General features: G+C 69.3%; 8 protein-coding genes. 4 read left to right on the forward strand and 4 right to left on the reverse strand.

Annotation, left to right across the window (positions count from 1 at the left end; translation table 11 throughout):
* The first annotated feature begins 102 nt into the window (after positions 1–102).
* A complete protein-coding gene (locus tag GWK61_RS04480; protein ID WP_194905233.1) occupies positions 103–1,440 on the forward strand; it encodes a condensation domain-containing protein in 1,338 nt (445 codons plus the stop codon).
* Positions 1,441–1,467: 27 nt separating this feature from the next.
* Here GWK61_RS04480 and GWK61_RS04485 read toward each other — a convergent pair whose 3' ends face one another.
* Positions 1,468–5,586: a beta-galactosidase gene (locus GWK61_RS04485; protein ID WP_194905236.1), complete on the reverse strand. Its 4,119-nt coding sequence runs from the start codon at positions 5,584–5,586 to the stop codon at positions 1,468–1,470.
* Between the two features lie 245 nt (positions 5,587–5,831).
* Entirely contained in the window at positions 5,832–6,266 is a 435-nt protein-coding gene (locus tag GWK61_RS04490) for a hypothetical protein (RefSeq protein ID WP_194905237.1), read from the reverse strand.
* Positions 6,267–6,341: 75 nt separating this feature from the next.
* On the opposite strand from GWK61_RS04490, the gene GWK61_RS04495 reads away from it, so the two are divergent.
* Positions 6,342–9,791: a CHAT domain-containing protein gene (locus tag GWK61_RS04495; protein WP_194905239.1), complete on the forward strand. Its 3,450-nt coding sequence runs from the start codon at positions 6,342–6,344 to the stop codon at positions 9,789–9,791.
* 105 nt (positions 9,792–9,896) lie between these two features.
* Here the strand turns inward: GWK61_RS04495 and GWK61_RS04500 are convergent, their stop codons facing one another.
* Positions 9,897–13,145, reverse strand: coding sequence for a LamG-like jellyroll fold domain-containing protein (locus tag GWK61_RS04500; protein WP_194905241.1), 3,249 nt, complete (start codon positions 13,143–13,145; stop codon positions 9,897–9,899).
* A 382-nt stretch (positions 13,146–13,527) separates the two neighbouring features.
* On the opposite strand from GWK61_RS04500, the gene GWK61_RS04505 reads away from it, so the two are divergent.
* Together GWK61_RS04505 and GWK61_RS04510 are read left to right on the forward strand one after the other, a co-directional pair.
* The gene (locus GWK61_RS04505; RefSeq protein ID WP_194905243.1) at positions 13,528–14,358 is read left to right on the forward strand and encodes an alpha/beta fold hydrolase; all 831 of its coding nucleotides are present in this window, start codon (positions 13,528–13,530) and stop codon (positions 14,356–14,358) included.
* 70 nt (positions 14,359–14,428) lie between these two features.
* On the forward strand, positions 14,429–15,454 hold the full coding sequence (locus GWK61_RS04510; protein ID WP_194905244.1) for a LysR substrate-binding domain-containing protein: 1,026 nt from the start codon (positions 14,429–14,431) through the stop codon (positions 15,452–15,454).
* Here the strand turns inward: GWK61_RS04510 and GWK61_RS04515 are convergent.
* Positions 15,438–17,066 carry a discoidin domain-containing protein gene (locus GWK61_RS04515; protein WP_194905246.1) on the reverse strand — a complete coding sequence of 543 codons (1,629 nt, stop codon included), beginning with the start codon at positions 17,064–17,066 and terminating at the stop codon, positions 15,438–15,440. The genes GWK61_RS04510 and GWK61_RS04515 overlap by 17 nt on opposite strands.
* Between the last annotated feature and the right edge of the window lie 86 nt (positions 17,067–17,152).

The following is a 17,152-nucleotide window of genomic DNA, read 5'->3' on the forward strand; positions in this document are numbered from 1 at the left end:
CCCCGATACCCATGCACAAGTCACAAGCACCGCAAATCCAAAGGCTTGTCCGCGCCTCGGCCCGAGTTGACGCACACAGCACCCGTACACAACGCTGCTCCTGTGAACGACCGCATAGTCGTCCCCTTCGCCGGACCGGGCTCCGGAACCGGGGGTCTGACCTGGGGGCAGCGGCAGATCTGGGACGCGATGGTGGCCACCGACACCTCGCAGAGCCTGCGCGCCGTCGTGCCCCTGGACGGCGCCAAAACCGTCGACGATCTGGCCGGCGAGCTCCGCTTCTTCCTCAGCCGCTACTCGTCGATGCGCAGCCGGCTGGTGTTCGACGAGCAGGGCCGGCCGACGCAGGTGGTCGCAGGGTCCGGACAGGCCGAGCTGTTCGTGCTCGACGTGCCGGACGCCGACGATCCGGCGCGCGCCGCCGAGGAGTTGGCCGACCGGTGGGAGGGCACGAAGTTCGACTACGAGAACGAGTGGCCGATGCGGCTGGCCGCGGTCCGGCACGGCGGGACGGTGACGCACGTCGTGGTCGTCCTGAACCACCTGGCCGCCGACGCCGGCGGTGTCGCGGTGATGATGGAAGACCTCAGCGCCTGGGACCGGACCGCCGACGTGCAGGCCAAGCCGCCGGCCGGGGTTCCGGCGACGGGCCTGGCCGACTGGCAGGACTCGCCGGGCGGGCAGCGACAGAGCGACAGTGCCCTGCGATACTGGGAGCGGCTGCTGCGCGCGGCCGAGCCCGAGCGCTTCGGGCCGGTGGTCCCCGACGCCGACGACGGTCCCCGCTACCGCCAACTGACGTTCCGGTCCCCCGCGCTGCTCGCAGCAGCGCGCACCGTCGCGGCCCGCACCGGCGGCGGTACGGCGCCGGTGCTGCTCGCCGCCTACGCCGTCGCCCTGGCCCGGACGACCGGCGTGCACCCCGTGCTCACCCAGACCATCGTCAGCAACCGGTTCCGCCCCGGCCTGGCCGCCGCGATCCACCCGGTCAGCCAGAACGGCCTGCTCCAGCTCGACGTCGCCGAGGTGCCCTTCGACGTCGCCGTCGAGCGCGCCGCCCGCGCGTCGGTCCTCGGCTCCAAGCACGCCTACTACGACCCGGTCCAGTGGGAGGCGCTGAAGCAGCGCGTCGACCGGGAGCGCGGCGTCGTCGTCGACATCGGCTGCGTGCTCAACGACCGCCGACTCGGCTCGGAGCCCGATCAGGACGCCATCGAGCCCTCGTCGGCGCCGGGCACCCCGGTCTGGGGCGAGCCGCTGCCGCTGTTCAACGAGCGGCTGATGGTGACCGTCGACGAGGCCCCGGACGCGATCGAGCTCCTCGTCGAGGTCGACACGCACGCGATGACCGCCCCGATGGTGGAGTCCTTCGTGCTCGCGCTGGAGTCAGTCGTCCTGGACGCGGCGCGAGCCGGCGAAGGCGTCCGCGCCACGTCCTGAACGTCCTGAACGTCCTGAACGACTGTCTCAACTACACGTGACCTGCGCCCCTCCCCAGTCCCCGTGGTCGTGCGCGTTGCCGTCGCCGCCGTCCCCGACCACCAGGTCGAGAACCTGAACACCGGTCACGTCGACCGACAAGGCCGTCGCCGCCTGGTGTCCGCGGATGACCGGTGTGGTGGTCCGGGTCGCGCCGTCGGCCAGCACGCTGAAGGTGACGGTGCCGGCGCCGGCGGTCTCGTCGTCCACGCCCACCGACGCGGTGAAGGCGGTGCAGTGGCCGCCGAGGTAGACCTTCACGTCGCTGACCGCGTTCGTGCCGAGGCCCTTGGCGAAGGTCGCGCCGTTGATGGTGATGGTGTGCCCGTCTCCCGCCGCCTGCTCGCCGTTGCTCATGTCGCGCTCGACCGGTCCCCAGCCGTTGGTGGCGCCGATGAACGGCAAGTCGCTGACATAGTCCCGGCCCGCCGAGGGCGGCACGTAGTAGCCGATGATGCGTTCGTCCTTCGCCGCGCCGGCCTTGCCCCTCTGCGTGTAGCCGACCGTCGCGGTGAGCGCGGAGGCTGAAGCCTGACTGCCCGCCGACGGCGTCACCGTCCAGATGAACGTCGCCGACTGACCGGGTTTCAGGGCACTGATCGACGTCGGGCTCGGCGCACTGGCCGTCCAGCCGGTCGGCAGGTTCAGCGACGGGGTGAGGCCGGTCGCGCGGGACCGTCCGGCCGGGACCGAGACGGTCTCGGTGGCGGTGAAGGCGGTCGCGGGCTGCGCGGTGTCGGGGACCTGGAGGCTCGCGGTCACGCCGGGCGCCTCGGGCATCGCGTAGGTGGCCCTGTTGTAGCGGGGGCTGTCGACCGTGCTCACCTTCAGCGAGGACGCGTAGCTGCCGTAGTCGGTGAGCGAGATCTTGCCGAGCCCGCCGGTGCTGCCGTCCAGGTTCCACACCGCGACCGCGATCGTGTTGGTGCCGTCGGTCTTCAGGATCCCGTTGGGGATCGGGAAGCTGTGCTGCGGACCGAGGTAGTTGACGTAGTTGCCGACCATCCAGCCGTTGACGTACAGCTCCGCGCGGTACTTCCGCGACGGATCGTCGGTGATGGTGAGACCGACCGACGTGTCCTGGCCCTTCGGCAGTTCGAGGTTCACGTTCGTCCGGTACCAGGCGACGCCCGGGGTGGTGTCCTTCGCGGGCAGGCTCACCGGCTTCCACGACGCGTCGTCGAAGCCGGGCAGCTGCCAGCCGGCACGCTCGCCGTACAGGCCGCCGGCCGACAGCGGACCGCGCACGGGGTCGATCTCCTGCTCGCCGCCGCGGACGCCCTGCAGCCGCCACGTCACCGACGTCAGCGCGGAGCCGATGAGCGAGGCGCCGGTCAGGCCGCGCGCGGAGGTGTTGTTGTTGCTGGAGTTGTAGTCCTCCTCGTGGCCCATGTTCACGGTGAGCACCGAGACGATGTTGTCGCCGCTCTGCTTCAAAGACCCGGCGGGGAAGGTGAAGTCGCCGCTGCCGTTGGTGGAGCTGCCGAGGAAGGTCCCGTTGAGCCAGACCGAGAAGGCCTGCGCGCCGCCTCCCGAATCAGAGACCAGATGGATGCCGGTGGCGGCCGCGGAGTAGGTGAACCTGCCGCGGTACCAGGTGCTGCCGGTGTGGAACCCGTAGTCGTCGGCGTACAGAACCGGCAGCGAGCCGATGCCGGTGGCGCTGTTGGTGGTGGTCTTGTCCGCGACCTGCCAGGTCGAGTCGTCGAAGCCGGGCTGCGCCTCCGGCGACTCGGCCTGGACCTTCCAGTCGGTGAGCGCCGGCAGGGTGACGGCTGCGGCCGTGGCGACCGTGCCGACGAGGCTGCCCGTGGAGGAGGCCTTGGCGTGGACGGCGTGGCCGTTCCAGACCACCGACGCGGCCGAGGTGAACACCTCGATGCCGGGGTCGGTGCCGTTGTCGCCGGTCAGGCTGAGGACGCGGCCGCCATCGAGGCTGGTCGCGGTGCGCAGCAGGTGCGTGCCGCGCACGAGGACCGGACCCGTGGCAGTGTTCTGAGTCCAGAAGGTCTCAGCGGTCGGCTTGTCGGCGAGCAGGAGCAGCAGTGGCCGCGAGCCGCCGCCGCTGACGGTCACCCGGGTCAGGCCGTCGTGCTTGTAGTTCAGCCGCAGGTCGCCGCTGGCGGCGTCCCAGGTCACCTTGACCGGCCCGCCGCTGCTCTGGACGGTCGGCTGGCTGGTGTACCGCAGCACGGTCTCGCCGTCAGTACCCTGATCCCCGTAGAGCACCGCGACGTCACGGCCGCCGAGCGTCTGTATTATCTGCAAAGTCATCGAACTCATCAGCTGCGAGGTCGAGTACTGCAACCGCGAGTCGCCGAGCTTGGTGTCCGCGACCAGCAGATCCGACTCGCGGCCGTTGAGGGTGATCGCGGTCCCGGGCTCCTGGGGGACGCTCGGGTACGTCGGACTGCTCGCGTCCGGCGGCAGGTCGATGGCGTCCACGGACACGAAGTTGTCGGTCGAGCCGGAGGCGTGGTTGCCGTCCACGACGATCTTGAGCGTGTGCGACCCCGCGCTCAGGCCGCTGGCCTGGTAGAGCACGGCCTGGCTCTGGCCGCCGGAGCAGTCGACGGTGGTCTGCTTGACGCCGTCGAGGTAGACGTCTGCGTAGCCGTGGTTGTTGGTCTTCGAGCCGATCCAGCGGATCGCGGTGCCGGTGAACGGAATCGTCAGCGTGTCGCCGGCGGCGTTGGAGAACGACTCAGTGTTCTTGTAGTCGCTGCCGGTGTAGCTCTGGTTGGCGACGTGCGACCAGGAACCGGCGTACTGCAGGGTCGGATCGGTGTCGTCGTAGGTGTACTGGCCGGCCAGCCGCGCGTTGAAGTCGATGGCGATGTGCGTGTTGTCCACCGCGGTCGAGGTCGAGTCCGAGTGCCGCAGCACGTGGAACTGGGCACTGCTGTCGGGGTTGCGCCGCGCGGTGTCGATGATGGTGCTGTCGCTCGGCGCGACGGTCTCGATGCGGTCGGTCTTGGTCAGGTCCGGCATCGCGGCGAGCAGGTAGCCGATCAGCTTGTCCTCGTAGTACTTCGGGTCGAGCTGCCGGGTCTCCCGGATCGCCGCGCCGTAGTCGTAGGAGGTGTAGTTCTCGGGCTCGCCGAGCCAGCCCCAGTTGGTGCCGCCGTAGGTCATGTAGAAGCTCTGCGCGGTCGCACCGTTGGCGATGTTGTTCTTGTAGAAGACGTCAGCGAACTGATCGTTGATCAGCTGGGCGCATTTGTCGTAGCCCGGGCCGCCCCAGGGGTCGAAGGCGCCACCCTGGAACTCCGGTGAATACAGCGGCTTGCCGGCCGGGTGGTCGTAGCTGATGTCCGGAACGCCGTTCCACGAGCTCGGGTTCGAGCAGTCGAAGCCCTGCGGGTAGGAGTCGGGGCCGTCGACGTCCAGGGCGCCGGCGCCGCTGGTGAACGTGCCGTTGTTGTTGCCGGTCAGCGGCACGGTGATGCCGTCGGCGCGCGCCTTGTCCTCCAGGTGCTGCATGTAGGACTGGCCGGTCGCCGAACCGTTGTAGTACTCGTTCTCGACCTGGTAGGCGATGACCGTGCCGGTGCCGTTGGTGAGCTGGTGCCGGGCCAGGATCGCGTCGATCTGGGTGAGCCACTGGTCGGCGTAGGACAGGAACGCCGGGTCGTCGGTGCGGTTGTGCACGTTCTTCGTGCCCAGCCAGGCCGGCAGGCCGCCGCCGTCGACCTCGGCGTTGATGTAGGGGGCGGGCCGCGCGATCACGTACAGGCCGGCCTGCTGCGCCATGTCCAGCAGCTCGTCGACGTTCCGCACGCCGGTGAAGTCGTAGGCCCCCGGCGCCGGCGAGTGGTATCCCCAGTCGAAGTACAGGGAGGTGGCGTTGAAGCCGGCCGCCTTCATCTTCTGGAAGATGTCCAGCCAGAGGCTGGGGCTGGGGAGGCGGAAGTAGTGGAACTCGCCCGACCACAGGGCGGTGCGCGTGCCGTCGACGAGGAAGGAGTAGCCGTCGTAGGTGACGGTGTGCGGAGTCCCGGCGGGGGTTGTGGTCGCCGAGTTCGCCGCGGTCACCGCCGGTGTGGCATCAGTGTTCTGTGTCGGGGCGGCGTGCGCGCCACCGACGGATCCGAATATCAGAGCCATGACAGTGCCGGCTGCGGCCAGCGTGCGGCCAGTGCGCCGAAGGCGCGACGGACTGTTCACCCGAAGTCTCATGCGTCATTCCCGCCCAAGAAGCGCGTCGCGCGATTGTGAAGAAAGTTGATGAGTTATGTGATCGAGCGTTCCCTTGTGTTGGGTATGTATAGTGCGCCGCAGAGCCGCTGTCCAGAGCGTGACGCCGATGTTTCAGGGCGCTCATGGGGATAATTCGGGCACATGCCAACTCATCACTCTTCGTCGGCCAGCAGATGTCTGAACTTCGCGTAGTCCCGGCGGGCGGCGCCGCGGAAGCCGCCCTCGGTGTTGAGGTAGGTGACGGCGTGCAGCTTGTCCGGGGTGAGGCCGTAGGCGCGGGCCAGGCCGGCGGTCGGGTCGGCCAGGATTTCCACGGTACGTTCGCCGATGCGGCCGGAGCCGGCAGTGTCTGGGTGGATGCCGAGTACCAGCAGGTCCGGAAGCTCTGCCAGCTCGGTCACGACACGCTCGGGCAGCTCATGCACCGGTTTTTCGGCGCAGTCGATCAGGACCACGGCGCCGCCACCTCGCGCGAGTTCGGCGAGCGTGGTCGGCGTGCCGCCCTCCCGAACCAGCTGGACGGTGTCGAACGCCAGCGGCGGCAGGGACCAGTCGACCAGCACTCCCTGGTCGTATTCGCCTGACAAGCGGCATCATCGGAGCGACAAGCTACCGGCCTGTGCCCACGGGGTTCGTTCGGCGCGGGTCCGTCAGGAGTGTGCATGGCAACGGATCAGGACCCGCCGACCGACCCGATCGCACTCGCCCAGGAGGCCGTCCGGCTGGAGGAGAAGTATCGAGTAAGCGGTCGAACTGAGTTCGTCGAACGGGCGGCGGAATGCTTCCGCGAATCGGTGGCCATGTTGCCCCACGACTACGCGCAGCGCGCCATCGTGCTGACCGCTGCCGGGATGTGCATCAAGCAACTGTTCGATCGCACCGGTCGGGTCGAGCTGCTCGACGAGGCGGAACAACTCGGCCGCGAAGCCTTGGCTCGCACGGGCCCCGACGACACCTTCTATGCAGCGCAATTGACTCTGCTCGGGAACGTGTCGTTGGCTCGATATGACTGCACCGGCCGAGTAGAAGCGCTTGATGAAGCGCTGGCGATGTACCGGCGCTCCGACGGCGTCCCCACCAAGGACCCCGTGGATCGTGCAGCAGGACTGACGAATCTCGGGGAAGCGCTGCAGCGACTGTTCAAACGCACCGGGGAGTTGTCAGTACTGCACGAAGCAGTCAGCGCGAGTCGGAACGCCGTTGCCGTTATGCCGGCGGAGCATCCGGATCGGGCGCAGCGGCAGACCAATCTTGTGAATGTGCTCCGGAACCTCTTTGATCGGACCGGGGACAAGGCAGTGCTGCATGAGGCGATCGAAGCCGGCCGGGCGGCCGTGGCTGCCACATCCGAGGACCACCCGGAACGGGGTACCCGGCTGAGCACCCTGGCAACTGCGCTGTATCGGTTGGCCGAGTGCACGGGAGATGTGGAGGTGCTGGCTGAGGCGGTGGATCTGAGCCGAGCCGGCGTAGCGGCTATCCCGGCGGACCATCCTCGCCGCGCCTCGATGCTCAGCGACTTCGGTGCCATGGCGCGCCTGCTCTACAAGTACACCGGGCAGACCGGAGTGCTCGCCGAAGCGGTGTCTGCCGGGCGGGCCGCCGTGGCCGCGACGCCGGGCGGCGACACGATGCGGCCGGATCATCTCAGCAATCTGGGCATCGCGTCGCGGGAAGCGTTCGAACGCACCGGGGACCAGGAATTGCTCGCTGAGGCGGTCAAGGTGGGACGGGAATCGGTCGAGGCGACGCCTTCGGGCCACCCGGCGTATGTCGTTCGGGCCACGAATCTCGTGACGTCCCTGCAACGGCAGTTCGAGACCACGGGGCGCTCGGACGCGATACTGGAGGCCGTCGCCCACGCGCGGATGGCGGTGGAGGCGATGCCCGAGGACCTGGCCAACCGTGGCGCCGTGCTGGTCACACTGGGCAACGTGTTGCGGACGGCATATCAGAGTACTGGTCTGGAGACGGCGCTGGGCGAGTCAGGCCGCGTACTGCTCAAGGCGCTAGAGGCGACCCCGGAAGGGCACCCGGACCGCGTCGGGAGACTCAACGACCTCGCTCACACCGCGATGCTGTTGGCCGAGCACACCGGTATGCGGGAAGGCTTCTCCCTCGCGTATACCTACCTCGCACAAGCAGAAGCCCTCGTTCCTCCCGACCACCCCGATCGTCTGCTGATCCTGAGCAACCTCGCAGCCACGGCACTGGCCATCTTCAAGTCCGACAAGCGGCCGGATATCGGAGAGGTCGCTGTCGCGGCGCTGCGGATGGTGGCTCTCAAGACGCCGGAAAACGACCCGCTTCGTGCCTCCCGGCTGTGCAATCTTGGTCTCGCGTTGCAGGCCGTCGCAGCGGAGCAGGACACGAACACAGACCTCCTTGAGGAGGCGCGAAGCCGTTTCCGCGAGGCTACCGACCTCGCCTCCGCCTCCACGCTCGTACGGATCCAAGCCGGACGCGAGCAAGCCCGTCTCGATCTCGCTGCGGGCGCGGCCGATGCGGCGCTGGAGGCGATCGAACGCGTGGTGGAGTTGATCGAGCACCTCGCACCGGCCACTCTCGTCCGCTCGGACCGGGAATCCCGGATGGCACGTCTTGACGGGTTGCCCGCGCAGGCTGCCGCCGCCGCGCTCGCCGCCGGACGGCCCGAGCGTGCGGTGGAGCTGCTCGAACGCACCCGCGGGGTACTGGTCGCCGAAGCTCTGGCCCTGCGCGGCGGCGAGTCGGCCCGGCTGCGCGCGGCGCACCCCGAGCTGGCTCAGAGCCTTGATTCGGCGCGCGGCACACTCGCCGCACTTGCTCAGGGTCCCGACGCCACGTCGGTCACCGAGGTGCAGGTGCTCGCGTCGGCGGCTGCCAAGCAGCACGTGGCGCAGCAGCGTGATGAGATTCGTTCGAAGATCGAGGACATACTCGGGCAAATTCGAGCTCTGCCAACCTTTGAGGGCTTTCTGCGCCCCGGGCTGACCGAGTTGGCCGCGTGCGCTCAGGCGGGCCCGGTCGTCCTGGTGACCTGCACGCCCGAACGCTGCGACGCGCTGATCGTCACCGGCGACGCGGTCGAGACCGTCCGGCACGTTCCCTTGCCCGGCATGGACCACGCCGCAGCCGTCGAGCACAGCGTGGAGCTCTGGAACGCCAGGCAGATGGCGACCAGTCGGGATCTGAGCCCGTCGCAGCACTTTGATGCCGAGCAGGAGATCCTGCAGGTCCTGGCCTGGCAGTGGGACGCGATCGTCGAGCCGGTGCTGGCCGCGCTCGGATATCGAGCCACCCCGGGCGACAACACGGATGACACCGCAGAGTGGCCGAGGATCTGGTGGTGCCCCGTCGGTGTGGCCGCGGGATTGCCGTTGCACGCTGCGGGTCACCACGACGACCCCGCCGACCGTCCCGGGGGCCGACGTACCGTCCTCGACCGCGTCGTCTCCTCCTACACTCCGACGCTGCTCGCACTGCGCGCCGCCGCCAATGCTGCCGCCGGACCGACCGGTCAGCCCGGCGATGCACCCGCCGGCACGCCCCTGATCATCGCCGTTCCCAACGCCCCCGGAGTATCGCAGTTGAAAGGAGCCGAGCACGAAGCCGGTGCTCTCATATCCCTGCTCCCCGATGCGCACGTGCTGTTCAACCCCACACGCACCGAAGCCCTCGACGCGTTGCCGAAGCACCGGATCGCGCACTTCGCGTGCCACGGCCACGCGGACCGCACGCGCCCGAGACAGAGCCGGCTACTCCTGGCCGACCACGAGACCGCGCCCCTGACCGTGGCCGACCTGGTCCAGCTCGAATTCAGTGCAGACCTCGCCTATCTGTCCGCCTGCAACACCAGCGTCACCGCGACCCAACTCGCCGACGAGGCGCTGCACCTGACCGGCGCGTTCCATCTTCTCGGCTACCGCCACGTCATCGGCAGCCTCTGGCCGGTCGACGACCTCATCGCCGCCGACCTGGCCGTCGATGTCTACACCCGACTCGCGGAGGACGGCACCACGCTGAACTCGAAGCGTGCCGCCGAAGCCCTGCACCACGCGGTACGCACCGTACGTGCCAAGCATCCGACCAGCCCGAGCCTGTGGGCGCCCTACACCCACACCGGCCCCTGAACCGAAGAGTCCGCGGAGGCCACCGAGGCCGCTCACCGCTGAACGGTCGTGACGCGCCGACCGGTCTGGCCGACGCGTCACGACCGTGACTTGACTACGGCTCCGTCAGCCCAACGCAGAGACCTGACCCGCCGTCAGCGCCGTCGGGAAGATCTGCACGTCGTCCAGACTCCCCGGCCAGAAGTCCACTTGCTGCGCACCGAACTTCGCGCGCCCGATGGCGAGCCCGCCGGTCGCCATGTCCGCCGGCGAAACGGTCGTCGTGCCGGAGAGCGTGCCGTTGATGTAGATCGACATGGTGTTCGCCGTGGCGTCCCGGACCCCGACGAGGTGGTACCAGGTCCCCGTCGCCGGGGGCCCGCCGCCCGGGCCGCTGTTGCCGACCGCGCGGGCGTTCGCGTTGCTGAACGCGAACCGGTCGTCGGCGGCGTCGTACTGCAGGAAGAACACGCTGTTCACCGTGCCGTCCTCGCTGACTGCGGTGGCAAACGCGCCCTTCTTGGACAGATTGACCCACGCCGCGACGGTGTAGCTGCCGCCGCTATTGAGCAGCGGCCCCTGCGTCTGCGCGTACTGGTCGGTCCCGTTCAGTTGCAGCCCGCCGCCGTTCGGCCCGGAGGTGGCCCAGGCGCCGCCGTTCGGCAGCGTCGCGTCGTCGCCGTTGCCGGACGTGTCCTTGGCGACGCTTCCGGATCCGTCGGCCAGCGGCCAGCGGCCCGCCTTGCTGACGACGTTCTGGCCGCAGTCACCGGCACTGCTCCCGGCCGCGATCACCTTGGCGTTGGCGGCCGCGAGCTGGGACACGTCCATCTTCGGTTCCCGACGGTCATAGGTCCACAGGCCGTTGACCTCGCCCTCCACGTCGGTCAGCTGGGTGTAGACGCTTCCGGAAAGCTGGCACTGGGCCTCCACCCGGACCGCGTCGGCCGTCTGCACGAACTTCTGGGTCAGCTGCGTGCTGTCGGCGGCGCCGGCGTAGTTGATGAAGCCCTGATCCCAGTCGTGGGCCGGGATCGCGAGCCCCCAGCCGCCGTGCTCGCCGTCGATGGCGGCGCGGTTGTCCGCGGTGTCGGGCTGCGGGTCGGCCGGGCCGGTGTAGGTGTGCCAGTCGATGACGTCGCCGGCGCCGGTGTCCGTGTTCACGCTGCCGCAGCAGTTGAAGCCCGACTCGGCGTCCACGAGCCGGCTCGGGTCGTCGGCGTGCACCTGCGCGGCGGCGAGCTTGACCTCGCTGACCGCGTTGGAGACAGTGTTGCGGTCCAGGCCCCAGCCCTCGTTGTAGGGCTCGAACGAGATGATCGACGTCTCCCCGCGCAGGTCCTGGACCATCTGGTGCAGCTGGGACCGGAACGCGGCGTCGTCCGCCGGGGTCGGGGTGTAGCCGGCGCTCATCGACGGCATGTCCTGGAGCACGAGCATCCCGGTGGTGTCCGCGTCGTAGTACCAGCGCGCCGGCTCGACCTTGATGTGCTTGCGGATCGCGTTGAAGCCCATCGCCTTGGTCTCGGTGACGTCCCACTTCAGGGCGGCGTCGGTCGGCGCGGTGTAGATGCCGTCCGGCCAGAACCCCTGGTCGAGCGTGGCGTCGACGAAGGTCGGCGTGCCGTTCAGCAGGATCTTGCTGACCCCGTTCACCTTTCCGGTGCTCACCGTGCGTTCGCCGAAGTACGAGCCGACCCGGTCCCACGACCACCCGTCGGTCAGCGTCACCGTCGCGCGATACAGGAACGGATCGGACGGCGACCACAGCCGCGGATTAGCCAGCGGGATGGTGAACGGAGTGTTCGCCGTCCCGGTGCCCTCGGCCACGGTCCGCCGGCCGTCGGTGATGGTCACGTGAACACAGCCGCCGGCCGAAGTGCTGCTGACGGCGTCCACGGTGACCGAGGCGTTCGCGGTGCTCGGCGCGTTCGGCAGGTTCGGGGTGAACACGACCTGGTCGAGCCGCTTCGCCGGGGTCGGCTCCAGCCACACCGTCTGCCAGATGCCGCTCGACGCGGTATAGAAGATCCCTGACGGGTCGATCTGCTGCTTGCCCTGGGGCTGGTTGGGCGCATCGGTGTTGGTGACGCCCACGGTGATCTGCTGCGGGCCGAAGCCCTTGAGAGCCGCGGTGATGTCGGCGCTGAAGGGCAGATAGCCGCCGGTGTGGGTGGCCACCTGGACGTTGTTCACCCAGACCGTCGTCTGGTAGTTGACGGCGCCGAAGTTGAGCACGACCCGCTGACCGTCGGCGCGCCACGAGGCGGGGACGGTGAACGTGCGCCGGTAGAAGGAGTAGTCGTAGTGCTGCTGGACACCGGACAGTTCCGACTCCATCGGATAGGGCACGACGATCGAGCCGGTGAGGTGCACGGTGCTCGCCGGCGGCTTCTGGACGTCGGTCGCGCCGGTGCTCGCGGGCAAGCCCTCGAAGCCCCACTTGCCGTTGAGGGACTGCCACCGCTGCCGCGTCATCTGCGGGCGGGGGTAGTCCGGCAGCGGGTTGTCCGGGTTGACCTGCGAGGCCCACGGCGTGGTCATGTTGGCCGTTGAGGTGTTGGCCAGACCGCTGTAAAACAAAGGCACAGCCGAGCCGTCGGCGTAGGCGGCACCGCCGGTGCCGTCATAGCCGATCGTGAGATCGGTCCAGGTCTTGTAGAGCGGGCCGCCGAGGGCGACGACGAGCGTCGCGGGATCGGCCGGGTCCAGCGCCGCCGAGGAGATCGGGAAGCCGCCGACGCTCAGATGGCTGGTCGCCGCCGACGGCCAAGCGGCCAGCGGCTTGCTGAACGTCATCCGGACCTGCGTGCCGTCGGTCGAGAGCGAGGCGTCGGTCAGGGTCGGGACGTAGCCGGGCGGCAGCGTGAAGGCCGAGGCCGGGACGGGCGTCATCGACTGGCCGGGCGGAGCCCAGGACAGCTGCGCGGACGCGCCGCCGAAGTCCTGGAAGTACTGCGCCTGCAAGGCGTGCTCGCCCGCGGTGAGGTTCACGGTGGCGGTGATCGGGACGTTCCAGTCGTCGACCCAGTGGTCGATGACGGAGTTGCCGTCGATCGTCATCCGGAAGCCGTTGTCCCCGTACCACTGGAAGGTGTAGCTGCCGGTCGTCGGCACGTGGATGACGCCGCTCCACTGGATCCCGGCGTCGGTGGGCCCGCCGGCGAACTGCTGCAGGCGCGGCAGGAGGTTCGAGAAGTCGATGTTCGGGTCGACGATGGTGTTCTTCACCGGCCCCAGGGTCCAGTCGCTGCCTCCGGCGGTGCCCGTGGCGGGGCCGTACTGGGCTTCGAGGCCCGGGTATTCCGTTGTCGCGCCTGCGCTTGCCGCGGCGAAAGCCGGCAGGCACAGACCGAACACGACGGCGAGGGCCATGAACACGGCCGACAAACGCAGGGGTCGACGGGATGGCGTACGGGGCGGCCGATGGCGGTGGACGGGCATCAGGCTTCTCCTTCCGAGCCAGGACAGCCAGCGGGTGCGGAGACGATCGGGCGACGATGCTGTCGTGATCTGTTCGCCTTTACAACGTTGTACAGAACGTCAGCGAACAACTTCCAACACAAGCCGTCAAGGACCCTTTACCTAGTCTTGACTCAGTGTCTTGACTCGGGCTGCTCCAGCGTGTCCGGCCATAACCCCGTGTTATCGCCGCATTCCCGATTGGCCGGTACCGGCCCAGATGCCCGCGGGCCAGGATTGGCCGCGGGAGCGCGACATCAGGCGCGCGAGCACCGCCCCAGAAGGAGAGAACGCCATGCCCTACGTGACCGTCGGCGAAGAGAACTCCGCACCCATCGAGATCTACTACGAGGACCACGGCGAGGGACGCCCCGTGGTCCTCATCCACGGATTCCCGCTCTCCGGCCGGGCCTGGGAGCGCCAGGAGCGCGCGCTGCTGGCCGCCGGCCACCGGGTCGTCACCTACGACCGGCGCGGGTTCGGCCGCTCCAGCCAGCCGACCGGCGGTTACGACTACGACACGTTCGCCGCCGACCTGGACAAGCTCCTCGCCGCCCTCGACCTCGCCGAAGTCGACCTGGCCGGGCACTCGATGGGCGGCGGGGAGATCGCGCGCTACCTCGGGACCTACGGCTCGGCACGGATCCGGAAGGCGGTGATCATCTCCGGCGTGCCGCCGTACCTGCTCAAGACCCCGGAGACGCCGAACGGCGCGCCGCAGGAGGTGTTCGACGAGATCGCCGCGGCCCTGACCGCCGACCGGTTCGCGTACTTCACCGAGTGGAACAAGAACTTCTTCAACCTGGACGAGAACCTCGGCAAGCGGATCAGCGCCGAGGCCGTGCAGGACTCGTGGAACACCGCGGTGTCCGCCTCCCCCACCGGCACCATCGCGTGCGTGGCCACCTGGACCACCGACTTCCGGGCCGACCTGCCCAAGATCGACATCCCGGTGCTCGTCCTGCACGGCACCGCCGACCGGATCCTGCCCGTCGAGGCGACCGGCCCGCGCACCCACGAGCAGATCAAGGGCAGCGAGTACGTCCCCATCGAGGGCGCCGACCACGGCCTGTGCTGGACCCACGCCGAGGAGGTCAACGAGCAGCTGCTCAGGTTCCTCGCCTGAGCTGAACAAGAAGCCTGAGCAGGAAGCCTGAGCAGGAAGCCTGAGCAGCGCGGAAGATAGTCTGCCCGCTATGACCTCCCCCGAGCTCAGCCACCTGCAACTGCTCACCATGGTCGGCGAGCTCGGCAGTATCGGCCGGGCCGCCGAGAAGCTGGGCATCAGCCAGCCCGCGGCGAGCAAGCGGATGGACCAACTGGAGCGGCGCCTGGGCCTGCGCCTGCTGGACCGCAACAGCCGGGGGTCGGCGCTGACCGCCGAGGGCAAGGCGGTGTGCCAGTGGGCCGAGAAGGTCGTGGCGAGCTTCGACGCCCTGTTGGTCGGCGCGGCGGCCCTGCGCGCCGACCTGGACAACGATCTGCGCGTGGCCTCCAGCATGACGCTCGCCGAGCAGTTCGTCCCCCGGTGGATCGGCGCGCTGCGGCGGCAGCTGCCCGACGTGGTCGTCAGCCTGCGGATGACCAACTCGAAGCAGGTCGCCGAGCTGGCCGCCGCCGGGGAGGTCGGGCTCGGGTTCGTCGAGGCGCCGAGCGTGCCCCGCGGCCTGTCCTCCCGCGTGGTCGGCACCGACCGGCTCGTCGTCGTGGTGGGCCCCGATCACCCGTGGGCCCGCCGGCCCGAGCCGGTCGGCCCGGCGGAGCTGGCCGGCACGCGCCTGCTGGTGCGGGAAAGCGGTTCGGGCACCCGGGAGACGCTGGAACGTGTCCTGTCCGACGCGCAGGCCGCTCCGGCCAAGCCCCTGATGGTCCTGGACGCGAACGCCGCCATGCGCGCCGCGGTCGCGGACGGCGCCGGTCCGGCCGTGATGAGCATGCTGACCGTGCGCGGCGACCTGGAAGGCGGCCGGCTCGTGGACGTCCCGGTGACGGGAATGGATCTGCGCCGTCGCCTGCGTGCGGTCTGGTCCACCAGCCGGCCGCTCACCGACACCGAGGGCCGGTTGCTGCGCATCGCTGTGCAGTCCTATCGCAGTACCCCGACCCGCAGCACCTCGACTCGCAGCACCTCGACTCGCAGCACCTCGACTCGCAGCACCCCGACTCGCAGCACCCCGACCGGCGGCACCCCGACCGGCGAGGCGGTCAGCCCCCGGCCGTGACGGTGATGTTGGTCAGGCCCTTCACGGCGCGGGTCACCGTGTTGCTGCTGTAGACCACGTTCGGGTTCCCGGCGCAGTCGGACTGGTCGGTGACGTTGACGGCGTAGTCGCCGACCCCGCCGAGGTCAGAGTCGTTGTTCTTCCAGACGTTGCCGCAGCCGAACGGCGCCACGATCCGGTGCACCTGGTACCCGTCGGCCAGGACCCCGCCGCTGCCGTAGCCGCCGTGGTTGCCGATGATCGTGTAGCCGCTGCCCTTGACGTCCAGCCACGAGTCGGCGCTGTTCTCGCCCGAGACGCCGCCGGTGAACGTGTTGCCCTGGACCAGACCGCCGGTCGTGCCTTCCTTGATGTCGATGTGCTCGGCGCCGATGTTGGGGCCGAACGAGTTGCCGACGGCCTGGTTGTCCATGCTGCGGTCCTGGCCGGAGCTGTCGCCGTACTTGTCCCAGTTGCTCTCCGCCGAACCGAAGTACAGGCCCTCGCCGTAGCCGGGCTGGACCTTGCCGGTGTCGTGGATGAAGGAGTTCTCGATCAGGTTGTCCGAGCTGTCGGCCCGGAAGTGCACGCCCTCGTCACCGATGCCCGAGACCTCGACGCCGTTCAGGACGTTGTCGCTGGACCCGTCGAGCACGATGCCCTTGGCCGAGTTGTCGACCGCGAACCCGTTCAGGTGCCAGTAGGAGACGCGGTTCAGGTGCAGCCCGTAGCCGCAGTAGGAGACATCGTTGGCGATCGGCGGCGGCACGTTCGGGTCGCAGCCCGACGCGCTGTTGGAGAGCTTGGCGGTGCGGGGACCGGTGATCGTGATGGGCTTGCTCGACGTGCCCGACGTCGTCGCGTAGAACGCGCCGTCGTAGCTCCCGGCCGCCAGCACGATGGTGTCGCCGGGCGCCACGCCGGCCAGAGCGGTGGTGAGCTCGGCCGCGGTGGAGACGTTCCAGGTGTGGCCGCCGGGCGTCGTGGACGGCGTGGTCGAAGGCGTGGTCGAGGGTGTCGTGGACGGCGTCGTCGAAGGCGTGGTCGAGGGTGTTGTGCTGGGCGTTGTGGTGGGCGTCGTCGAAGGCGTGCTCGGCAGCGAACTCGAACTCGACGACGTGGACCCGCCCGGCGTGCCGTAGACGGCCACCTCGTCGATCGTGAAGCCCGCGGTACCCGCGTACTGGCTCAGGTACAGCTGGATCCACCGCGTGCTGGTGCCCGCCGGGAGCGCGAGGGTCTCGGTACCGCCGTGGCCGCTCGTCGTGGCGACGACCGTGTGCCAGCTGGACCCGTCCGGGGACGTGCGGATCTTGTAGTTGGTGCCGTACCCGGCGCCCCACGTCACGGTCACATGGTCGACGCTCGTGGCGGCGCCCAGATCGACCTGCCACTGCTGCGGCTTGCTGGTGCCGCTCTGCCAGACGGTGCCCGAGGCGCAGTCGTCGGCGTTGCCGGCGGTGCCGGAGTTCGAGGACGCGCTCGCCGGCCGGCCGCAGGCCAGATCGGTGGCGCTCGGGCTGGCGCTCGCGGACGAGCCGATCGTCACCAACGCCGCGGCGGCGGCGAGCGCGAGCGCCATGCCCGCCGGGAGTAGATGGCGTGATCCGCGCAAAGGGGAGATGCGTCTCATGGTGCCCTCTCATCGACGAAGGGGGTCGGCGGACCGGTGGCGTCGATCTGCCGAAGCAGTTCATGAGTGTGAACATGGTTCATTCA

The sequence above is a fragment of the Catenulispora rubra genome, from assembly GCF_015356825.1.
In the GTDB taxonomy this organism is placed as follows: domain Bacteria; phylum Actinomycetota; class Actinomycetes; order Streptomycetales; family Catenulisporaceae; genus Catenulispora; species Catenulispora rubra.